Source organism: Hymenobacter cavernae, assembly GCF_014641455.1.
Taxonomy (GTDB): Bacteria; Bacteroidota; Bacteroidia; order Cytophagales; family Hymenobacteraceae; genus Hymenobacter; species Hymenobacter cavernae.
Map to the genome: position 1 here is coordinate 19296 of NZ_BMHT01000010.1, position 22966 is coordinate 42261.

At 57.9% G+C, this 22966-nt stretch carries 13 protein-coding genes; 7 read left to right on the forward strand and 6 right to left on the reverse strand.

Annotation, left to right across the window (positions count from 1 at the left end; all coding sequences use genetic code 11):
- Positions 1 to 8: 8 nt before the first annotated feature.
- Positions 9 to 2711, forward strand: coding sequence for a glycoside hydrolase family 3 C-terminal domain-containing protein (locus IEX74_RS21295; RefSeq protein WP_188816110.1), 2703 nt, complete (start codon positions 9 to 11; stop codon positions 2709 to 2711).
- A gap of 228 nt (positions 2712 to 2939) precedes the next feature.
- On the opposite strand, the gene IEX74_RS21300 is transcribed toward IEX74_RS21295, so the two are convergent.
- A complete protein-coding gene (locus IEX74_RS21300; RefSeq protein ID WP_188816111.1) occupies positions 2940 to 4010 on the reverse strand; it encodes an NAD(P)H-dependent flavin oxidoreductase in 1071 nt (356 codons plus the stop codon).
- 206 nt (positions 4011 to 4216) lie between these two features.
- Between IEX74_RS21300 and IEX74_RS21305 the strand changes: the two genes are divergently transcribed.
- Positions 4217 to 4507, forward strand: a complete 291-nt coding sequence (locus IEX74_RS21305; protein ID WP_188816112.1) for a hypothetical protein — start codon at positions 4217 to 4219, stop codon at positions 4505 to 4507.
- Between the two features lie 82 nt (positions 4508 to 4589).
- Here IEX74_RS21305 and IEX74_RS21310 read toward each other — a convergent pair whose 3' ends face one another.
- From IEX74_RS21310 to IEX74_RS21325, 4 genes are all read right to left on the reverse strand, one after another.
- Complete coding sequence (locus IEX74_RS21310; RefSeq protein WP_188816113.1) at positions 4590 to 6815, reverse strand: xanthine dehydrogenase family protein molybdopterin-binding subunit; 2226 nt, start codon at positions 6813 to 6815, stop codon at positions 4590 to 4592.
- Positions 6815 to 7807: an FAD binding domain-containing protein gene (locus IEX74_RS21315; protein ID WP_188816114.1), complete on the reverse strand. Its 993-nt coding sequence runs from the start codon at positions 7805 to 7807 to the stop codon at positions 6815 to 6817. Before IEX74_RS21315 ends, IEX74_RS21310 begins: the two co-directional genes overlap by 1 nt.
- 3 nt (positions 7808 to 7810) lie before the next feature.
- Positions 7811 to 8344, reverse strand: a complete 534-nt coding sequence (locus IEX74_RS21320) for a (2Fe-2S)-binding protein (protein WP_188816115.1) — start codon at positions 8342 to 8344, stop codon at positions 7811 to 7813.
- A gap of 505 nt (positions 8345 to 8849) precedes the next feature.
- On the reverse strand, positions 8850 to 9290 hold the full coding sequence (locus IEX74_RS21325) for a hypothetical protein (RefSeq protein ID WP_188816116.1): 441 nt from the start codon (positions 9288 to 9290) through the stop codon (positions 8850 to 8852).
- 688 nt (positions 9291 to 9978) lie between these two features.
- Between IEX74_RS21325 and IEX74_RS21330 the strand changes: the two genes are divergently transcribed.
- The 4 genes from IEX74_RS21330 to IEX74_RS21345 all read left to right on the forward strand — a co-directional run bounded on the left by IEX74_RS21330 (position 9979) and on the right by IEX74_RS21345 (position 20838).
- A complete protein-coding gene (locus IEX74_RS21330; RefSeq protein WP_188816117.1) occupies positions 9979 to 13188 on the forward strand; it encodes a SusC/RagA family TonB-linked outer membrane protein in 3210 nt (1069 codons plus the stop codon).
- An 18-nt stretch (positions 13189 to 13206) separates the two neighbouring features.
- Positions 13207 to 14727 (forward strand): RagB/SusD family nutrient uptake outer membrane protein, encoded by a 1521-nt coding sequence (locus IEX74_RS21335; RefSeq protein ID WP_188816118.1) that lies wholly within the window; start codon positions 13207 to 13209, stop codon positions 14725 to 14727.
- Positions 14728 to 14832: 105 nt separating this feature from the next.
- Positions 14833 to 18600: a DUF4450 domain-containing protein gene (locus IEX74_RS21340; RefSeq protein WP_188816119.1), complete on the forward strand. Its 3768-nt coding sequence runs from the start codon at positions 14833 to 14835 to the stop codon at positions 18598 to 18600.
- A gap of 75 nt (positions 18601 to 18675) precedes the next feature.
- On the forward strand, positions 18676 to 20838 hold the full coding sequence (locus tag IEX74_RS21345; protein WP_229755407.1) for a hypothetical protein: 2163 nt from the start codon (positions 18676 to 18678) through the stop codon (positions 20836 to 20838).
- A gap of 74 nt (positions 20839 to 20912) precedes the next feature.
- Here the strand turns inward: IEX74_RS21345 and IEX74_RS21350 are convergent, their stop codons facing one another.
- Positions 20913 to 21617 (reverse strand): SGNH/GDSL hydrolase family protein, encoded by a 705-nt coding sequence (locus tag IEX74_RS21350; protein WP_229755408.1) that lies wholly within the window; start codon positions 21615 to 21617, stop codon positions 20913 to 20915.
- 429 nt (positions 21618 to 22046) lie between these two features.
- Here IEX74_RS21350 and IEX74_RS21355 point away from each other — a divergent pair, with 429 nt between their 5' ends.
- Positions 22047 to 22853 carry a M57 family metalloprotease gene (locus IEX74_RS21355; RefSeq protein WP_188816121.1) on the forward strand — a complete coding sequence of 269 codons (807 nt, stop codon included), beginning with the start codon at positions 22047 to 22049 and terminating at the stop codon, positions 22851 to 22853.
- Positions 22854 to 22966 lie beyond the last annotated feature (113 nt).

Consider the following 22966-nt stretch of genomic DNA (forward strand, 5'->3'; position numbering starts at 1 on the left):
TCCAACGCATGAAAAAACCCATAATCGTCTTGTCGCTGCTGGCGCTCACCGGAGCAATCCAGAGTCAGATCCAGCAGGGCAAAACCAATACTGGCTCGCAGGCAATGGCTGCCAGCAAAGCCGAAGACTTTCCATTTCGCAATCCCGACCTGCCCATCGATCAGCGGGTAGATGACCTAGTCGGCCGCCTGACGCTGCCCGAGAAAGTGTCGCAAATGCTGAACGCCTCACCCGCCATCGATAGGCTAGGTATTCCGGCCTACAACTGGTGGAACGAAGCCCTGCACGGCGTGGCCCGCACGAGCATGAAGACCACCGTCTTCCCGCAGGCCATCGGTATGGCCGCTACCTTCGATAAGGAAGCTATGCTGAAGATGGCTACCATCACCTCCGACGAAGCAAGGGCCGTGCACCAGGAGTACGTACGGCGGGGCGAACGAGGTATTTATCAGGGGCTTACGTTCTGGACTCCAAACATCAACATCTTCCGCGACCCGCGCTGGGGCCGCGGCCAGGAAACCTACGGCGAAGACCCGTACCTGACCGGGCAGCTAGGTTCGGCGCTGGTAAAAGGCTTCCAGGGCGATGATCCAAAGTACCTGAAAATCACGGCCTGCGCCAAGCACTTTGCCGTGCACAGCGGCCCCGAGCAGCTGCGCCACGAGTTCAACGCCAAGATCAGCGACTACGACTTGTGGGACACGTACTTACCTGCTTTCCGCGACCTGATTGTGGATGCGAAAGTGGCGGGCGTGATGTGCGCTTACAACGCCTACGCCGGTCAGCCCTGCTGCGGCAGCGACATTCTGATGAACCAGATTTTGTATGATAAGTGGAAGTTCAAGGGCTATGTTACCTCGGACTGCGACGGCATCAACGACTTCTGGCAACACCACAAAACTGACCCAGATGCCGCTACCGCTGCCGCCAATGCCGTGCTGCACGGCACCGATATTGAGTGCGCCACGGGTAAGCTGTTTACCTACAACTCCTTGTTGGAATCGGTGCAGAAGAACCTGATAACGGAAAAGCAGCTGGATGTGTCGGTGAAGCGGCTCTACAAGATTCGCTTTCAGCTGGGTATGTTCGACCCAGTGGAGCGCGTGAAGTACGCCCAGATTCCGATGAGCGTGGTGGAAAGCCAGCCGCATCAGGTGCACGCCCTCAAAATGGCCCGCGAATCCATCGTGCTGCTGAAGAACGACAAGAACACCTTGCCGCTGCGCAAAGACATCAAGAAGATTGCCGTGCTCGGCCCGAATGCCAACAACGAAAGTGTGCAGCTCGGCAACTACAACGGCTTCCCGACGGACATTGTGACGCCGCTGGAAGGCATCAAGGCCAAGCTAGGTAAGAATGCGGAAGTGACCTATATACAAGGAGTTGACTACGCCAGCAACACCGTATATGAAACCTTCGACATCAATAAGAACCTAGCTTACAACGGCAAGCAAGGCTTCAATGCCGAGTACTTTACCGGCACTGAGCTGGCCGGCAAACCCGTAGCAACCCAGATTGAGCCGGGCCTCGACCGCTACCTGGCCAACACCAAACTGGAAATCGTGAAGGGCTTGCCTTCCGAGAACGTGTCGGCGCGCTACACGACGACGTTCACGCCCGAGAAGTCGGAGGAACTGGCTTTGCAAATCACCGGCGACGATGGCTACCGCCTGTTCGTGGATAACAAGCTGGTGATTGACAACTGGAAAAGCCGCGGCGTATCGACTAACCAGCACACGCTGAAGGTGGAAGCCGGCAAAAAGATTGACATCAAGATTGAGTACTTCCAGGCGGTGAGCCGCACCATTCTGAAGTTCACCGCGGCCCACATTGTGCCCATGAACGCGCAGAATATTCTGGCGCAAGTGAAAGATGCTGACGCCATTGTGTTCGTGGGCGGCATCTCACCTAGGTTGGAAGGCGAGGAAATGAAGGTGGACGTGGAAGGCTTCAGCGGCGGCGACCGGACCAGCATCGCGCTGCCTAAAGTGCAGACCGAGCTGATGAAGGTGCTGCACTCCACGGGCAAGCCGGTGGTGTTTGCTATGATGACGGGCAGCGCCATTGGCTGCCAGTGGGAAGCCGCCAACCTGCCGGCCATCGTGAACATCTGGTACGGTGGGCAAGCAGCCGGCACGGCTCTGGCCGATGTGCTGTTTGGTGATTACAACCCCAGCGGCCGCCTGCCCGTGACGTTCTACAAGTCGGAAAGCCAATTGCCGGCCTTCGACAATTACAGCATGGAAGGCCGCACGTACCGTTATTTCAAGGATACGCCTTTGTTTCCTTTTGGCCACGGCCTAAGCTATACCACCTTCAAATACAGTAACTTGAAAGTTGGTTCTGCTCCGCAAACCGGCAAGCCGGTGAGTGTGACTGTGGAGGTGCAGAACGCTGGTCAGCGCGCCGGGGAGGAAGTGGTGCAGCTCTACGTGAAGCACCCCGACGCGAAAGGTCGCGTGGCGCTGCACGCCTTGGAAGGCTTCCAGCGCGTGTCGTTGAAAGCGGGCGAAAAGAAAACGGTGCAGTTCACGCTTACCCCGCGGCAACTGTCGATGCTCGACGCCAAAGCGCAACGTGTGGTGCTGGCAGGCAAGGTGCAAATCTTCGTTGGCGGCGGCCAGCCTCTGAGCAAAGACCTGGCAGCCGGTCGCGTACTGAAAACCGACGTGGCGCTGACGGGCGGTATTTTTGTGGTTGATAAGCAATAACCTAGGTTGTGCTCATGGAAAAGGCTGGTTTCCCTTCTCGGCTGAGAAGGGAAACCAGCCATTTTGTTAGCCATAAAAAGTTGATAGCGCGTCATGCTGAGCATGTCGAAGCATCTCTGCCGCTTCGTTGTTGGCATTCTAATTACCACTGCGGTAGAGATGCTTCGATAAACTCAGCATGACTAGGTTCAAAATCCCAAACCCACTCTGAATTCTTTACGCAGAAAGCTAGCCACCTAGGTTGGCTTCCCGCATTTCCTCCACCAGCACGCGCACGAGTTCGGCGGCAGGCAGCGCACGCGCCAGCGCTACGCCTTGCCCGGCCCAATGCGCGGCGAAGTCGGTGGGGGTGCCGTACTGGCGGGCGGCGGCTATCAGGAGCTTGCCCGCCTCGTAGGCCTGCGGAAAAGGCGCGGCTTCCGGCCGCCCTGGCTGGTCTACTTCGCGCGCAAACCGATTGACTAGTCCGCGCGCCGGGCGTCCCGAAATAGTGGCCGTAATGGCCGTGAGTGGGGGAGGGCTTTGCAGCAACGTAGCCCGATATACCTCATCGGCCGCCGACTCGGGGCACGCTATAAAGGCCGTGCCCATTTGCGCCGCTACGGCCCCCAGGCGCCGCACTGCTGCAATGCCTGCGCCATCCATAATGCCGCCGGCTGCTACCACCGGAATGCGCAGCCGCCGCACCAGCAGGCGCGTGAGGGCTAGGGTGCCCAGGCCGGCGTCGCCCTGCTCGGGCTCGAACACCCCGCGGTGGCCACCAGCCTCCACGCCTTGGGCCACTACCACGTCAATGCCTGCTGCCTCGATGATGCGAGCTTCGGCCAGGGTAGTGGCGCAGGCGAGCAGCGTAGCGCCAGTGGCCCGCAAGGCCGCGAGCTGATCAGCAGGAGGTAAGCCAAAGTGAAAGCTGATGACTGCTGGGCGGGTTTCGAGCAATAGCCTGAGCATGGCCTCATTCTCTACGAAGCTCTTGTAGGGCTTGGGCAAACTAGCTGGTGGCGTGCTACCTAGCTCTGCAAAGAACGGACCTAGGTATTCCAGCCAACGGCTTTCGCGGGGCACGTCGGTGGCGCTGGGTCGGTGGCAGAACACGTTCACGTTGAACGGCCGCTCGGTGGCCTGGCGTACCTCGGCTATCATTTGGCCCACCGCTTCTACGGAAGCGCCACCGACGCCCAGCGAACCTAGCCCACCTGCATTGGACACGGCCGCCGCCAGGCCAGGGGTAGCGGTGCCGGCCATAGGCGCCTGAATAATGGGGTGGTCGAGTGCCAGCCGGGGAGATAAAGAAGTCATTTGTTTTGGACTGATGCGGTAAAGAACTTCTAATATAGGATGGTTTGTATCAATTAATTATTCAAAAAAGCTAACTCCTATTTCTCGGTAGCTGCTGTTGGGCCTGCAATCCGTTTTTCCGCTGAGCCCGTAGGTTGCCGCTTTGCTGGCCTGATCTTCGCTGCAATATCTCTGACGATTTTGACCTGGCTATTATCTATATCACATTGCGTCTTACTACGTTGGCTCCTGATCATCTGCTCACTTACCGTAGCCACGGCTACCGGGTAGAAGTATTGCACCGCATTGGTCGGTGTCAGCTCACATGCGCGCGCCACGCCTTTGCCGAGGACGTGTACATTGCCACCTGGGGCTCCTACAAAGTAACGGCTACAAGCGCGGCCAAAGCGCTGCACCATCTGCGCGACTGGGTGCGGGTAGAGCGCCTGTATGGTCAGTTCTGGCCCTGGGATGATTCCCGTCGGAACAATCATTCTTCGCAGGAAGAAGGGGGCTAGGTTTTTTTAAGCAGCCGAAAGCCAACAAAAAAGCCTCCCGATGAGGAAGGCTTTTTTGCTGTTGGTATTCGTTTAGTCTTATTTACAGCAGCTTGTCCAGCGTAATCGGGAAGTCGCGGACGCGCTTGCCGGTGGCGTGATAGATGGCATTGCCCACGGCCGCCGCTACGCCCACGAGGCCGATTTCGCCCAGGCCTTTCGCGCCCAGCGGGTTTACAATCTTATCGTGTTCTTCCACAAAAATCACCTCCAGGTCGTGAATATCGGCGTTGACCGGTACATGGTACTCCGAGAGGTTATGATTCATAATGCGGCCGAAGTCGTGGTCGAGCACGCTTTCTTCGTGTAGGGCCATGCTGATGCCCCACACAATGCCGCCCAGGATCTGGCTGCGCGCCGTTTTGGGATTGATAACACGGCCGCCCGCAATGGCACTCACCACGCGGCGCACGCAGATCTGACCTAGGTCTTCGTCCACTTCTACCTCCACAAACACGGCGGAGTGCGTGTTGCGGGAGTATTTCATCTGCTTCAGGAAATTGGGCAGGGCCGTGGTTTCTTCTTCGATGTAATTTATTCCGGTTTGCCGCATCGTCTCGATGATGGAGACGCTGGCTGAGGGGTTGCCTTTCAGCTGAATCCGGCCATCGGCAAACGCAATATCTTCGAAAGCAGCTTTTTTCAGCGGAGAGTCTTTGAGCTTTTTTGCCAGCTTAAAAAGCTTTTTGCCAATAGCCTCGCACGCTTCCTGCACGGCCGTACCCACCGAGGATACCGTCCAGGAGCCGCCTTCCAGCGGGGCTTCGGGCAAGGTGGTGTCGCCGAGCTTAAACGTAACAGCCTCAATCGGCAGACCTAGGGTTTCGGCGGCAATTATCGACATGGCCGTGTAGGTGCCGGTGCCGATATCAGCTGTGCCGCTTGCTACTACCAGCTTTCCGTCGACGGAAAGGTTGGCTTTGGCGGCGGCTTTCTTTTGCTGCGCATCCCAGATGCCGGTGGCCATGCCCCAGCCAATGAGCTTGGTGCCTTCGCGAGTCGAGCGGGGCACAGGGTTGCGCCTGGACCAGCCAAACCGCTCGGCGCCCTGGGCGTAGCACTCGCGGAGCGCCTTGCTGGAAAAAGGCTTGCCTTCCAGCTGATTCACTTCCGCGTAGTTGAGTAAGCGCAGCTCCAACGGGTCCATACCTAGCTTGTAGGATAGCTCGTCCATGGCCGTTTCGGTTGCCAGCACACCCGTGGCGGCACCAGGCGCGCGCATATCCATTGGCGTAGAAACGTCGAGGTTACGCAGGTAGTAGTCGAGCTTCACATTGTCGCACTGGTAGAGCGAGCCTGACCAGTTCACGATAACCTCCGTGTATTCCTCCCCGCGCGACGTTTCGCTCAGGGCCTCGTGCTTAATGGCTTGCAGCGCACCCGCTTCGGAAGCCCCCAACGATACCGTTTGCAGCGTGGCCGGGCGATGCCCGAGGCTGAACATCTGCTGGCGCGTCAGGGTCACGCGCACTGAGCGTTTCAGCTCCAGCGCGGCCATCACGGCCAGGTACAGCTGGTACTGCGGGCGCAGGCCCGACCCGAAACCGCCGCCCACGAAGGGTGATACTACCCGCGCTTCATCCTTGCTCAGCCCAAAAACCTGCGTAATGTACTTCTGACTATTGAAGGCGCTTTGCGTCTTGTCGTAGATCTTCAGCTTGCCCTCTTCGTCCATAAGCACCGTGGAGGAAAACATTTCCAGCGCATTATGGTGCTCCGGCATGTGCACGTACTCGGCCTCAAACTGCACATCGGCCATTTCGAAGGCTTTTTTCGCGTTGCCGCGGTCCTTGGGGGGAGTGAAGCCCGATTTGCCTTTGGGCGCTTTGTGCCCTTTGGGCTTGCTCGTGAGGTCCGTTTCCGGCTTTTCGGCTTTATATTCTACTTCAACAAGCGAAGCGGCGTAGCGTGCAATTTCAAATGTATCGGCCACAACCAGCGCAATCGGCTGCATGCTAAAACCGATTTCGGGGCTATAGAGCGGCTTGAGCGGCGCGCCGGCTACGGCGTCGTCATCCTTAAAGCTTCTATCGAAGTGTGCCGGGCGAGGCGCGTTTTCGTGGGTAAATACCTGCAAAACACCCGGTATGCTCAGCGCCTGCGAGGTGTCGATCTTGGTGATTTTGCCCTTGGTAATAGCACTCGAAACCACGTAGCCATAGACCAGACCCGCGGTGTTGAACTCGCCGGCGTACTTTGCTTCGCCGGTTACTTTGGCGCGGCCGTCGACGCGGCTTATCGGCTTGCCGACATAGGTAGTTGCTGCCATTATTTCTTCTTCATTTCGGTGGCCATCACCAGCGCCCGCACGATGGCGCGGGGAGCCAGCTCAATCTTAAACGTATTCGCGCCAAAGCCTTTGGCACCTTCCAACAGGGCCTCAGCCACTTTGCGGAAGTTCTCTTTGGTCGCTTTCTGGCCTTTCAGCAAAGCTTCGGCTTCGGGCTTGCGCCAAGGCATGTGCGCCACGCCGCCCAGGGCCACGCGTGCTTCCCTGATGGTGTCGCCTTCCAGCTCGAGGGCGGCCGCTACCGATACCAGCGCGAAGGCATACGACGACCGGTCGCGCAGCTTCAGGTAGTTGTAGTTATTCGCGAAGCCGTTTGCGGGCAGATCAATGCTGGTCACGATTTCGCCGGCTTCCAAATTATTGTCGTACTGCGGCTTGTCGCCGGGCAGGCGGTGAAAGTCAGCCATAGCTAGGGTGCGTTCCCCGTTGGGGCCGCTTACGCGAATGGTGGCTTCCAGCGCCGCCAGCGCCACAGCCATATCGGAAGGGTGCGTGGCAATGCAGTGCTCACTGGTGCCCAGAATGGCATGAATGCGGTTGAAGCCATTGATAGCCGAGCAGCCCGAGCCCGGCTCGCGCTTGTTGCAGGGCGTGGCTGTGTCGTAGAAGTAGTAGCAGCGCGTACGCTGAAACAAGTTGCCGCCATCCGTAGCCATGTTGCGCAGCTGCGCCGAGGCACCGGCCAGAATAGTCTTGCTCAGCAGTGGGTAGCGCTTTTGTACCTCTGGATGATACGCCGTATCGGCGTTCGTGACGAGCGCACCTAGGCGCAAACCGCCATCCGGAAGCGTTTCTATCTGCTTAAGCGGCAGGCGGGTGATGTCAACAAGGTGGTCGGGGCGCTCCACATTCTCCTTCATCAGGTCGAGAATGTTGGTGCCGCCGGCGATGAACTTGGCCGTGTGGTGCGCCTTGATTTCGCCGATAGCCGTGTCGACGGTTTCCGCGCGGGTGTAGGTAAAGCTGTTCATCGGTTACTGCGCGTTAGATTGACACACCTTCAGGGCTTGCTCCACAGCGGCCGTGATGCCGACGTAAGCCCCACAGCGACAGATATTACCGCTCATCAACTCTTGTATGTCTTCGGTAGTCTTGGCGTGGCCCTCGTTGATCAGGCCCACGGCCGAGCAGATCTGGCCCGGCGTGCAGTAGCCACACTGGAAAGCGTCATGCTCGATGAAGGCTTCCTGCACTGGGTGCAGTTGGTCGCCTTTCGCCAGGCCCTCAATCGTGGTGATTTCCTTGCCTTCCTGCATCACGGCCAGGCTCAGGCAGGAGTTGATGCGCTTGCCATCAACCAGCACCGTGCAGGCGCCGCACTGGCCATGGTCGCAGCCTTTTTTGGTGCCCGTCAGGTCGAGGTACTCGCGCAAGAGGTCAAGCAGCGAGGTCCACGGTGCTACTTCCAGCTGCTTTTCGGCGCCGTTGATGGTCAGCGTCACGCGCTGGAGCGGCGGCAGTGCAACAGGCACATCGCCGAGGGGTTTCGTAAGAACTTTGCTGCTCATAGAGCGAATCGAATAGAGTGGGTAGATGGATGAGGACAGGCGCCGAACATAAAAGAAGCCGTGGTGGGAGAGGTGCCGTGCATCCCTAGGGCGAATAGGTGCTGTACGCCTTGCACTAAGGCTAGGTTAACTAGATTGATTCTAACAAGATGCGGCGTATCGTCTTGATAAACCGCTATATATAGGCGTATATAACCGTTGGGCGGCGTGTATTTCGGTAGGTACTAGCCGTTTCAACGAGCTGCATTCTTGGTAAGCTAGCCCCGGTGGGGCAGGATATTGGTAGAACCTAGCCCGTACAAACGACCAAGCCCCAGCGGGGCGACACCCGTCGTTGAGACCTAGGTGCCGCCCCGCTGGGGCTAGGATGTGCTACTGCTTTGGGTTCTAATGATATATAGCCCCGCTGGGGCTATGTAAGTGTACCCTATAACGTGGATTACTCACAAGGCAGCTCGCCAGGAAGGACCTCTTGCGAATACGACCTAGGGCTGCTTTATAGTGCCTATGCGGCTGGGGTGCTCAGGTAACGCTGGGCCGGGAACCACTGCTCGCAGGAACGCAGCCACTGGTGGGCCCCGATTAGCTCATCGAAAACAGCTATCAGGGGCGTTTTGGTCATGCCGACGGCTTGGTCGGCGTACATCCGGCAATCCAGCGAAGGCGACAGCACCCAGGCAATGTACTGCAGGCCGGCCTCTGCGTAGCGCGGCATAGCCTCGGAGGCCACCCAGTCGGAGAAGTACCAAGTGGCGGCCTGCACGTTGGTGTTGTCGTTGAGGAGCTTGTTGCAGGACGTTTGATGCAGGCAGGCTAGGATAGCCTCCGTGCCGCGCTTCACCTGCTCCAACCCTAGCTCGTCCTGCCAATCAGCATAAATCCATTGATTATCAGGATCATGCGAAATGATAAGAAAATCTGACTCCAATAAAGTAGAAAGGCTCATCCCGAAATTTATAACCTATTAAGTAGAAACTCACCAGTCCGTAAAAAACCTAGGTTGGCTCGGTGCCAGGCAGCCTTGCTATAGTCCATAAGACGTAAGCGCTACTGTTCTGTTCTGTTGCAAAAAACAAATTCTTGACTAAGCGGAAGAGGGTAAAGCCGCTGAATGGAAAATTATCTTATATAAATTAAAATATTTAGGATAATAGTCCTGTGGAAAGCTAGATTTTTGTTTTCTTTTTTAGCTCGGGACTATGGCAGTTTGCCTTGGGTAAAAGTCCTGAATCTGGTTGGGCATTCTGGTAGCAGGAGAGTGCGGGAAGGATTTGCTGCCGCGGCAGGCCAGTTTTGGAGCGTGGGAAATAATTCAGGTGGTGCTGCCTGGATGATGTAGTCGTTAGCCGGCATCTGCAAATGCCGGCTAACAAACGTTTGCAGCCGCAAACGTTTTCCCTGAAGGCTCGTCGGCAACAGTACGCCGGCATTAGCGCTTCTCAGCGGCTCGCCTCCCGTAGGAAAATGGCGCTTTCTTGGCCTCTGGGTTGCTAAAATCCAAGTTTTTATAAAATAAAAATACGAGCCTGAGACATCAGAACGGTACTCTACAGGAGAGTTTCGGGCGGGTCAAAAAGTAGTTTTAATAGCTCTAATTCAGTCTTCCTCACGCTCACCTATTACTCAAAACCCCCATGAAGAAAACCTACAACTGGCGGCGTGGTCAGCCGGTGGCGCTAGCGGCGCTGCTGCTGCTGGCGAATCCCGCCGTCAGCACACTACAAGCCCGCCCGCTTGCCCGCACTGTTGCCGAATGGCAGCTGACGGGCCGAGTAGTTTCGGGCTCCAATGAGGGCCTGCCCGGCGTAACGGTAGTGGTAAAAGGTACCACCAACGGCACGACCACGGGCGCCGACGGTGCCTTTACGCTATCGGTGCCAGAAACGGCCGGCACGTTGGTTTTCAGCTACATTGGCTACCAGACGCAGGAGCGCAAATTCTCTGGCTCCGAAGCCCTGACCATCAAGCTGGTAGAAGATACTAAAGCGCTGGATGAAGTGGTGGTAGTAGGCTACGGCACCCAGAAAAAAGGCGACGTGACCGGTGCTATTGCCTCTTTCAACGCCGAAAAACTACAGGAACGCCCGCTCGCCCGCGTCGATCAGGCGCTGGTGGGACAGCTGGCCGGCGTGCAGGTGAAGCAGACGACCGGCGTACCGGGTCGGGGCTTCAGCGTGCAGGTGCGCGGTGCGGGTTCCATCACGGCCAACAACGAGCCGCTGTACGTGATTGATGGTTTCCCGCTGGAAGCAGCGGCTCAGAACTCCTCCGGGCGTTTCGCGAGCGGTAGCCCGCTGGACAACATCAACCCCAATGATATTGAGAATATTGAGGTGCTGAAGGATGCCGCCGCCGCCGCTATCTACGGTTCGCGGGCCGCCAACGGCGTCGTACTGATTACCACCAAGCGGGGCAAATCGGGCAAGCCGAAGATCAACCTGAACACCTACGCGGGCTTCACCCAGGCGGTGCGCAAGCTCGACATGCTCAACTCGGAAGAGTGGATCGACCGCTCTGTTGAAATCATCAACGCCAACTGGGTGGCCTCGGGTCCGGGGCGCCTTGCTACCCAAACGACGGCTGAGCGGCAGACGGCGCTGAAGGTAACGACCATCGACCCTAGGTATATGATTGATGACCGTTGGCTACAGCCTGGGCATCCGGGGCTGGATTTCGTGAATTGGCAAAAGGAAGCCTTCCGCACCGGCTTCACGCAGGACGTGCAGCTGGCGGCCAGCGGCGCCAGCGACTTTGTAAACTACTATGTTTCGGGTGATTACCTGAAGCAGGACGGCATGGTGGTCGGGCTGGGTTACAAGCGCTACTCGGGTCGCGCCAACGTAGAAGTGAAAGCCAGCGACAAGTTCAAGTTCGGCCTGAATATCTCACCGTCGTACTCCATCACCAATGACCCCGGCGTGGAAGGCAAGGACAACCTGCTCCACCTGGTAGCCACCAGCTCGCCGGTAGTAGAAAGCACAGCCGGCCTGAACACGAACACCGGTGACTTCACCTACTATAACTGGGGCACGACGCGCAACAGCCCGATCCGGCTACTGGAAAAATCCATCGGCGACACGCGCACGTTCCGGACCCTAGGTACCGTTTACGGTGATTTCCAGATTATCAAAGGGCTAGCTCTGCGTTCGACGGCCAACATCGACAACACCGATGCGCAGTCGAAATCGTATGCGCCGGCCTTCGTGAGCGGCAGCTTAGGTAACCGTCAGGCGTCGGGCTCCTACAGCAGCTTCCGTCGGCAGACGTTCGTGAACGAGAACACGCTGACCTACACCAAGACCCTCGGTGGCAAGCACGACATCACCGGGCTGGCCGGCTACTCCTACAACTTCACCAAGCTCTACTCGCAGGCGCTGTCGGCCACGGGAGGTTTTGTTAATCAGGCCGTAACGACGCTGAACGCAGCGGTCAACATCAGCGGCACGGCTAACAACTACACCACTGAAACCCAAAGCGCGTTGATTTCATACTTCGGGCGCGTGCAGTACGCCTATTCCGGCAAGTATTTGCTGTCGGCCAGCATCCGCCGCGACGGTTCGTCTCGCTTCGGCGAAAACACCAAGTTTGGCGTGTTCCCGGCCGCTTCGGTGGGCTGGCGCATCTCCCAGGAAGGCTTCATGCAGGGCATTGCGCCCATCAGCGACCTGAAGCTGCGGGCCAGCGTGGGCTACTCCGGCAACAACGGTATCGGCGACTACAGCAGCATCGCAACCCTAGGTATCTACAACTACACGTTCGGCGGCGCGCAGGCCAGCGGCCAGGCCCCCAACCGGGTGAACAACCCCGATCTGAAGTGGGAAAGATCCCGCACGTATGATGTCGGCTTTGATTTTGGCGTGCTCAAAAACCGCCTGACGGGTTCGTTCGACTACTACACCAAAACCAGCAAAGACCTGCTGCTCAACATTCCGGTGCTATCAGCGGCCGGCTTTAGCACCCAGCTGACCAACATCGGCGAAGTAGTGAACCGCGGTCTGGAGCTAGAGCTGACCAGCCACAACCTGGTAGGCGCGTTCCAGTGGAATACTTCCGTGAACGTGAGCCACAATTCCAACAAGGTAGTACACCTAGGTGTCGGCGACGCGCCAATTGAGATTCAGTCTGCGTTCGACATTCCGAACAACATCCTGAAGGTTGGCCAGCCGCTCTACAGCATTTACGTGGTGAAGCAGGACGGCATCCTGTCGCAGAGCGACATTGATGGCGGCGCCGCGCTCTACGGCTCTCAAACGGTAGGCGACCCCAAGTACGTGGATGCCAACAACGATAAGAAGATTGACGCCAACGACCGCCAGATCGTAGGCCACCCAAACCCGAACTACATCTGGGGCGTGACCAACAGCTTCCGCTACAAAGGCTTCGACCTGAGCGTGCTGGTGCAAGGGCAGAACGGCGGCTCTATCTATTCGCTCTTTGGGCGGGCCGTGGACCGCACCGGCACCGGGCAAGTGGATAACGTGATTGGTTTGTACCGCGACCGGTGGCGCTCACCCGAAGACCCCGGCGCAGGTCTGCGGGGCAAAGCCTACTCCACCTTCGGCCGCATCAAGAACACCGACTGGCTGTATTCTTCTGACTACTGGCGCGTGCGCAACATCACGCTGGGCTACGACCTAGGTCTGCTTATCAACAAGAGTATCGCGCAGGGTGCCCGCATCTACGTGACAGCTGAAAACTTCTTCGGTCACGATAAATACACAGGTGGCTTCAACCCCGAAGCCGTGAACACCGGCGGCGGCGACAACAACTTCCCGGTAGGCGTCGACTACGGCGGACTACCGCTCGCCAAGTCGCTCATCCTGGGGTTGAACTTTACCTTCTAAGCCTAGCCTTCCTTTCTCATGAAAAAAATAGTTTTTCTTCTGTCTTCGGTCTGCTGGCTTTCCCTGAGTGGGTGCGAGAAGGACCTGGAGCAAGCACCGCTTTCCAGCGGCTCAACCCCGACCTTCTACCAGACTCAAGCCGATTTCGACCAAGCCCTGACGGCCGCGTATCAGCCGCTGGTCACCTACCCGACCCGGGCGCTTAACCTTTCCGAAACCCGCTCCGACAACATTTACGGCGTCGATGACCTAGGTGTGCGCGACTGGGCGCCCGTCAACAATTTCTCGACGGCGCTGGTGAACAACCCGTACGTGGCCGAAGCCTGGAGCGGCAACTACAACGGCATTTTCCGGGCGAATACGCTCTTGGATCAGCTGGCCAGCAATGGTAGTGTGGTGGCCGAGGCCGCGCGCACCCGCTACGAAGGCGAAGCCAAGTTCCTGCGGGCCTTCTACTATTTCGATCTGGTGCGCTTCTTCGGCAAAGTGCCCCTGATCGACAAGGCCCTGGTGCCGGCGGAAGTGGCGAAAGTGCCCCGCACGCCCGTTGCCGACGTCTACAACCTGATTATCTCAGACTTACAAACCGCCATTGCCAACCTGCCCGCCGCCTACGACGGCTCTGTTACGGCCGACAAGCCCAACGTAGGTCGGGCCACGGCTAACGCTGCCAAAAGTCTGCTGGCGCTGGTGTACCTGACCCGCTCGGGCCCCACCTACGGCATCGAAGGTCCGGGCCTGAACACCAACGAGTACGCCAAAGCGCTGCCGCTGCTGAACGAGGTGCTGAACAGCGGGAAATACGCTTTCCTGTCTTCGTATCCCGATATTTTCTCCTACACCAACGAAAACAACAAGGAAGTCATCTTCGACATCCAGTTCCTGAGCGGCGGCGCCGGGCTGGGCAGCGACTTCCCCGGCTTGCTGGTGCCCGATGCGTATTTCACGGCGCTGAAAATTCCGTTCGTATCAGGCGGTCTGGAAATCCGGCCGATTGCTAACGATCTGCTGGATTCTTACCCCACCGGCGATGTACGCAAGACCTTCAACTTTGCCCAGGGCTACACCAGCACCACCGGCTTCAAGGAAACGCGCTGGCTGATGAAGAAGTACCTGAACGAAAGCGCCCGCGGCACCACCCGCACCGACTGGGGCATCAACTGGATTGTGCTGCGCTACACCGACGTGCTGCTGATGAAGGCCGAGTGCATTCTGCACGGCGCCGGCGGCACCCAGGCCGAGGTAGACGACGCCGTGAACCGGGTGCGCACCCGCGCTGGCGTTACCACCAAGCTCACCGGCGTTACGCTGCCGCAGCTGATGGAAGAGCGCCGTCGTGAGCTGGCTGGGGAAGGCTCCCGCTGGCATGACCTCGTGCGCGAAGGGCTGGTGCTCACCACCATCAACGCCTGGATTCCGAAGGAAGACACGCGCAACCGCATGAGCCGCAGCGTCGATGCCAACCAGATCATCTACCCCATACCGCAGGCCGAGCTGAGTGCTGCGCCTAACCTGTATGATCAAAACCCTGGCTATTAATATCTTGAAGGTCAGGTAACAACCCAGAAGCCCGGTTTTCGCAGACGACATGCACTGCGGAAGCCGGGCTTCTTTTTTAGGAAGTACGCACCGCTACTTACTTGAATGAGCGTTTCCACAACGACTTCGCGCTATCAAAACCTAGGTCGAGCAGGCTGCGCGCTTGGGTGTATGCTGCTGCTTAGCGCCGGCCTGACTACGGCGCACCTGGCTTCCGGTCAGCCTGCTTCTACTGCTGTTAGTGCCCAGCCTAGCCTCTGGCACGACCAGCAACGCGCGCTCCGCTACCATCCGGAAGGCCAGGATTTTGTTATCACGAATGGCAGCAAGCGCTTCACCCGCGCCCTCTACGGCACCAACACCGCTTTCCGCGCCGAGGCCGGCGACTTGCCGGAATTCGCGCTCTACCTGCCCGGCATGGGCGGCAACCTGAAGTTTGGCCTGCTCGCGGCCAATGGGCAGAGCAAGTGGCTGATTAAGGCCGACAAAATAACGGCCCGCTACCGCCCCGGCGGCATGCTCTACGACATCACGGACCCGCTGCTCGGCACGGGCAGTATGCACCTGGAAGTGCTGGCAATGGCTGATGCCGAAGGCTTGCTGGTGAAAGCTAGGTTTGACAAAGTGCCGGCCAGCCAAGTGCGTTTGCTCTGGGCCTACGGCGGCGCGACAGGCAAGAAATTCAGCCGCGACGGCGACATCGGTGCCGACCCCGAATCGGGCTTTTACCTGAAGCCGGAGTACTGCCAGGGCAATACATTCGAGCTGAAGAACAACACCTTCACGCTCTACTACGGCGCCGAGGCTAAGAGCACCGAAGCCGAGCGCTACGAGATTCAGCCGGCGGGTCAGGTGAAAAAGCCGATGCCGACGGTGCGCAAGAGTCTGCTAGGTCTGGTGCCGCCAACCTCAGCCACGCACCTAGGTGATGCCGCGCAGCAAGATTCGCCGCAGCAGTTGCTAGCTTCTAAAGCTTCGGATGCGCCAGTACTGACAGGTGCCATTTCGGCCAAAGCAGGAGAGGAGCTATACTTCGCGGTGCAGAAAGCAGAAGGCGCTGTAAACCTGCGCTATGCGGATCTGTCGAAAGCCTTTTTCAAAGCCGAAGCCGCCCGCCAGCAGCTTGCCAATCGGGTGCAGGTTATCACGCCCGATCCGTACATCAACACCCTAGGTGGCGCCCTGAGCGTGGCCGCCGATGCCATCTGGGAAAACCCTTCCTATATGCACGGGGCCGTGGCGTGGCGCATGCGCCTCAACGGCTGGCGCGGCCCGTATGCCGCCGATCCACTCGGCTGGCACGACCGCGCCCAGACGCACTTTCGAGCTTACTCCAAGTCGCAGCTGACTACGCCGGCTGGCCCCGTGGTAATGGATACGACCCTGAACCTGGCCCGCAGCCTGGAAAAGCTAGGTACCAGCGTGTACAGCGACGGCTACATCAGCCGCAACCCTGGCGGCGACTTCCGCCCGCACCACTACGACATGAACCTGGTGTACATCGACGAGCTGCTGCGCCACTTCTACTGGACCGGCGACCTAGCTTTTGCCAAGGAAATGTGGCCCACCTTGCAGCGGCACCTGGCCTGGGAAAAGCGCAACTTCGACTCCGACAATGACGGCCTGTATGATGCCTACGCCGCCATCTGGGCCAGCGACGCTTTACAATACAGCGGCGGCGCCGTCACGCACACCTCCGCTTATAACTACTGGGCCAACTCCGTGGCCGCGACTTTGGCCGAACGCATTGGCGAAAACCCGGCGCCGTATCGCCAGGAAGCAGCGCATATCCGACAGGCGCTGAACACGCGGCTGTGGCTGTCGGGCAAAGGCTGGTACGCCGAGTTTCAGGATGGCCTAGGGTTGAAGCAGCTGCATTCCTCAGCCGGGCTCTGGACCATTTATCACGCGCTGGACTCGGAAGTGCCCGATCCTTTTCAGGCGTATCAGGCGCTGCGCTACGTGGATGCGGAAATTCCGCACATTCCGGTGCGCGCCGCGGGGCTGCCCGACGACGGCTACTACCTGCTTTCGACTACCAACTGGCAGCCCTACGACTGGTCCATCAACAACGTCGTGCTGGCTGAAGTGCTGCACACTACGCTGGCCAACTGGCAAGCAGGCCGCACCGAAGAAGCCTTCAAGCTCTGGAAAAGCGCCTTGCTGGAAAGCATGTACCTAGGTTCCAGCCCCGGCAACATCCAGCAGATTTCCTTCTACGACGCCAACCGTGGCGAGCTGTACCGCGACTTTGCCGATCCCATCGGCATGACGGCGCGCTCCTTGGTGGAGGGCTTGTTCGGCATTGTGCCTAATGCGCTAGCCGGCACGCTCACCATCCGGCCGGGCTTGCCGATGGCCTGGAACTCGGCCACCCTGCAAGTACCCGACCTAGCTTTCGACTTCAAGCGCCAAGGCAACCAAGACACTTACATGCTCACGCCGCACTTCGCAAAGCCGCTAAAGCTTCAGCTCCAGGTAAAGGCCCGCACGACTTCTATCAAAAGCGTCACTGTAAACGGGAGCAAGGCGGCATGGAAGAATGTGGATTCAGCTGTCGGTCAACCCATTATCGAGATTGATAGCGCCCCGGCGGCGCAGTACGTGGTGACTATCGAGTGGCAAGGCGACGCGCCGGATGTGCCGAACCTAGGTTCGAAGTATGCGGTCGGCGACGCGTTGAGCATGCGCTTGTCTCATGCCAGCATCACCAAAGTCTTCGATCCGCAGCAAGTACTGCAAGCCGCCACGACGCAGGCCAACGAGTTGAAAGCTAGGGTTACGGGCGAAGTGGGAAGCCGTACGGCCTTCGCCCAGCTCCACCAAGGCGACCTGACCTGGTGGGCGCCGCTGCCGGTAGAAGTTCGCCAAAGGGTGGCCATTGTGGAGGAGCCGGAAAGCAACGGGTTGCAGTTCCGGGTGCAGAACCACATGAATGCGCCGGTGCAAGCTCGCGTGACAGTTGGAGCTGGAAAGAAAGCTTTTGTCGATAACATCAGCGTGCCCGCGCATGCCACTTCGGCGGTGGTGGCGGTGCCGACCGCGCAGCTCATGCCCGGTAGCAACCCAGTGGCGGTAGAATGGGGCAACAAGCAGCGCGTAACCAAAAACCTGCTGTCGTGGACGGTGCCTGCCGTGGCAAATACGCGCTACGAAACGGTAGACTTGGCGCCGTTCTACAACGACAAGGTGACCAGCATTTTCCAGAACAAATACCTGTCGCCGCGTCCGAAGGGGCCTACGTTGCAGTTGCCTACGCAAGGCATCGGCAACTGGTGCTACCCGACCACGCAGGCCATCATCAACGATGCCGGTTTGCGCAAGCTAGCCGGCGCGCAAAACCAGATTCAGCTGCCCTGGGGCGCTCCGCTCCGCACGCCCGGCGCGGCAGACACGAAGAACGTGCTGTTTGTGTCGCAGTGGAACAACTACCAGCCTGAGCACACGGTGCCGCTCAAAGGCAAAGCCTCGCACGCTTACATGCTGATGGCCGGCTCCACGAACCCCATGCAAACCCGCCTGACCAACGGCGAAGTCATTGTGACGTATGCTGATGGCTCCCAGGAGAACCTAGCTCTGCGCAACCCCGAAAACTGGTGGCCCATCGAGCAGGACTACGCGCAGGATGGCTTTGCTTTCACCACCGACGCCCCGAAGCCGTGGCGCGTGCACCTGCAAACCGGCCTCATCACCCGCGACTTCAGCCAGTACACCGCCATCAAAGGCTATAGCACCCGCGCTATCGAGGGCGGGGCGGCTACCGTGCTCGACCTGCCGCTTGATTCCAAGAAGAAGCTGAAAAGCCTGACCATTAGGGCGCTGGCCAATGATGTCGTGATTGGCCTGATGAGCATGACCTTGGTGCGAGAGTGACCTGAACAATAAAATCTTGCCGTCATGCTTCGACCAGCTCAACATGACAGACCAATAAAACCCTGAACACCGCCTATGCCTTACCCCCCCAAACTACTAGCTAGCTTACTGCTGACTGGCGTAACCCTGACCGCCTTCCCGGTAGTCGCCCAACAAACGCCCATCGACCGAAAGGCCTTAGTGGAGCGCCACAAAGTCGTGAATACCAGGACGGATTCGCTGGCTTCGCTGACGGTGGGCAACGGAAAGTTTGCCTTTACCACCGACATTACCGGCCTGCAAACCTTCCCCGAGTACTACCAAAAGGGCGTGTCGCTGGGCACGGAATCGGAATGGGGCTGGCATAGCTTCCCGAATACCGATAACTACAAGGTAGAGGAAGCTCAACGGGAGTACTTGCTGAACGGGCGCAAAATCCCGTACACGGTGCAGGTCAAAACGCCGGCGCGGGCTGTGGCTGCAACGGATTTTCTGCGGGCTAACCCGCACCGCTTGCAGCTCGGGAACCTAGGTTTTGTGCTGCTGAAAAAGGATGGTTCGAAAGCCACCATCAACGATCTGCGCGACATTCGGCAGGTGCTGAACCCCTGGACCGGCGAGATTACCAGCCACTTCACGCTGGAAGGCACGCCGGTGGATGTGGTGACCCTAGGTCATCAGGAGCGGGACGCGGTGGCCGTTCAGGTGAAGTCGGCATTAGTAAAGCAGCAGCGCCTGAAAATCTTCTTGCGTTTCCCGTACCCCACAGCCGAGTGGACCGATGAGGGCGTGAACTATAAAAATGCCGATAAGCACCAGTCGAAAATAACGCGACAAGACAGTAAATCGGCCTTAGTGGGGCACGAAATAGATGACGATCAGTATGCTGTGCACTTTGCTTGGAGTGATAAAGCTAAGCTAGCTACTGGCAAGCAGCCGCACGAGTTCGTGCTAACGGCTGACGGTAAACAAGACCAGTTGGAAGTAGTGGTGGAGTTTATCAAGCCGCAGACGAAAATGATGGGACCGTCACTCTCCTTCGCCGCCACGCGCACCAGCAGCCAAACGCGCTGGAAATCGTTCTGGAGCAGCGGCGCCGCCGTCGATTTCAGCGGCACCACCGACCCCAGGGCCGCCGAGCTGGAGCGCCGCATCGTGTTGTCGCAGTACCTCATTAAAACGCAGACCACCGGCCACTTCCCGCCCCAGGAAACCGGCCTGACCTACAACAGCTGGTTTGGTAAGCCGCACCTCGAAATGCATTGGTGGCACGACATGCACTACGGCCTTTGGGGCCGCCCCGACTTGCTGGAAGAAAGCCTCGAATGGTATCTGCGTCCCGAGGTTCAGGCCGGCGCCAAAGCCATTGCCAAGCGCCAGGGCTTTGAGGGGTTGCGGTGGCAGAAGATGACTGATAATCAAGGGAAAGAAGCGCCGTCGTCGGTGGGCGCGTTCCTGATCTGGCAGCAGCCGCACCCCATCTACATGGCCGAGCTGATCTACCGGGCTAAGAAGGACCCCGCAACGCTGAAGAAGTACCAGGATATGGTGTTCGGCACGGCCGAGTTCATGGCTTCGTACCCGTATTATGAGAAAGACAAGGACCGCTACATCTTGGGCAAAGGCTTGATTCCCGCCCAGGAACGCTTCAAAGCCGAAGAAACCTTCAACCCAACCTACGAACTGGTGTACTGGCATTGGGCGCTGAACGTAGCCCAGCAATGGCGTGAGCGCGCCGGCCTAGGTCGTAACCCGAAGTGGGACGAGGTGATTAAAAAGCTCTCGAAGCTGCCCGAAGCCAACGGCGTGTACCTGGCCACCGAAAGCGCCACCGATTCCTACACCAACCCCGAATACAAAACCGACCACCCGTCGGTATTTGGCGCTTTGGGCATGATGCCCAACACCGGCCAGCAAAACCTAGGTACCATGCGCCGCACCTTTGATTTGATCTGGAAAGACTGGAGCTGGAATGACACCTGGGGCTGGGACTTCCCCATGACCGCCATGACCGCCACCCGCCTAGGTCTGCCCGACAAAGCCATCGACGCGCTGCTGATGAAGGTGCACACCAACACCTACCTGCCCAACGGCCACAACTTCCAGGATGACCGCCTGCGTATCTACCTGCCCGGCAACGGCGGCCTGCTCGCCGCCATTGCCCTCATGTGCGCCGGATACGACGGCAGCACTGAAGCCACCCCTGGCATTCCGAAAGATTGGAAAGTGAAGTGGGAAGGCCTGCAAAAAATGCCGTAACCACCTTTGTATGAGCTGGTAGCCGGTAGTTATTGGCGGTTAGCTCTTATTCAGAAAAAGCTAACCGCCAATAACTACCGGCTACCAGCTAACATCAACTTAACCACAGGTTCTATCAGCTTCTTCGAGCCTGCCGCATCCAGGTGCAAGCCGTCGGCGGTCATGGTTTCGACGTTCAGGCCGGGCGTTTTGTAGCCATTTACAAAAAGGCAGTTGTTGCGTTTGGCTACTTTTTGGAAGGCCTTGCTCATTGCTTCCACGCGTTTGCCGCCGCCTGCGTATTTCGCTGTGGCCTCGGCTTTTGCGCCATAAGGAGGCGGGGAGATGATGATAATCCTGGCATTGCTGATAGTCGGATAGGGGCAAGTCTTGATCTGCTTAACGAGCTTCTCCAGGTTATCCGGTACTTCTTGCTGTTGGTCGGCAAAAACGGCTTTGCCGTCGTTGGTACCTAGCTCCACTACCACAAAATCAAAGGGGCGGGCTTGGGTAAAGTCGGCGGCTTTCTTCAGGTTTTCGTCCAGCACCAACAGCGAGTTCAGGGTGCTGTCACCTAGGTTCAGAAATCCGATGGTTCGACCCGACTTGCTGATGTTGAACACCTGCGCATTCGGCAGGGCATCTTTGAGCTGCTTGGGCCAGCTTTCCGGAAAAGTGCCATTGCTGTCGCCTAAGGTGAATATGTTCAGGGGTTTACTATCTAAGGCGGCGGTTTGGGCGGAGAGCACAAAGGGAACAAGCACCAGAAAGGCGAGTAGGAACTTTATCTTATTATTCATATGCCTGTCTGATTATCAAACAATTGCTATAAGTGCAATTAGCGCAAGAACTCGTGCCACCCGAAAGCTAGGGCATCTTGGGAAATAGAAGCAAAACAATTGGTAAGACTTCTCTCAGCCTGTGGCAATCAAGCGCTGAGCACCAGCTAAAATCGTCTTTTCAGGACTTATTTGGGTAAAACCTGTGACATACGAGTCCGAAGAACGATTGGTTTATGAAGATTTGATGAAGTCACAATGGGTTGGGTTTATTCCATTTCTTATGACTTTACTAATTCATAATCAGGCTATAAAGGATTGAAAATGCTGGATACACGGTGAGAGAAGCTCGTCACAAAAGGGTTTCACACGTCCTTTCCGACGGCGCTAAATAGGCGGAGATTGGCCTCGGATCCACTCTTCATCTCACCAAAACTAATCAACCGTTCTATGAAAGTTTCAACCGTACTTTCTTCTCTTTCCCTTATTGCCTTCTCGGTGCTAGGCCTAGCTTCTTGCCAGAAGGAAAGTGAAAATGTTGTTACCAAAAATGAAGTGCCCCAGGAGGTGCTGGGCAAGATTCAGCAGCTAGGTCTGAGCACCCAAAACGCCCAAAAAGTAGAAGGCGGCTACCTGGTAGAAGGTGATATCATGTTGACCGACACCGATCTGGAAGAAAAGCCAGACTACAAAATGCTGCGCGTAGGTGCCGAAGAACAATACCGCACCAACAGCCTGGTAACCGGCTTGCCCCGCGTCATCACCGTATCCGTGTCGAGCACCCTAGGTTCGGCTTACGTAACGGCGGCCGACGAAGCCATCCGGCGCTATAATGCAGAGGGTCTGCGTATTACGTTCCGGCGCGTGACTTCGGGCGCTAATATTGCCTTGGTGAAGGCTCCTGCTGGTGCTGGTTACCTAGCTTCAGCGGGCTTTCCCTCGGGTGGCAACCCCTACAACCAGGTGCTGGTAAATTCCGCTTCGCTGGGCTCCAGCTACGCCACCACCACGATTGCCAGCGTGCTGGCCCACGAAATCGGCCACTGCATTGGCTTCCGTCACACCGACTACGCCGACCGGAGCTATAGCTGCGGCGGCCAGTACACCAACGAAGGTGCTAGCAACGTAGGGGCCGTCCTCGTTCCCGGCACGCCCGCCGGCGCCGACCCGAACTCGTGGATGCTGGCTTGCATCGGTGGCGGTCAGAACCGTCCCTTCAACGCCAACGACCGCACGGCGCTGAACTACTTGTATTAGAAAAGAGTAGCCCAGGCGGTACTCTGATTTGGAAACCGCTTTGAGGGTGCTTTTACAAGCTATGAAAACAGAACAGCCCGGCGCTAGCTATAGCGCCGGGCTGTTCTGTTTTA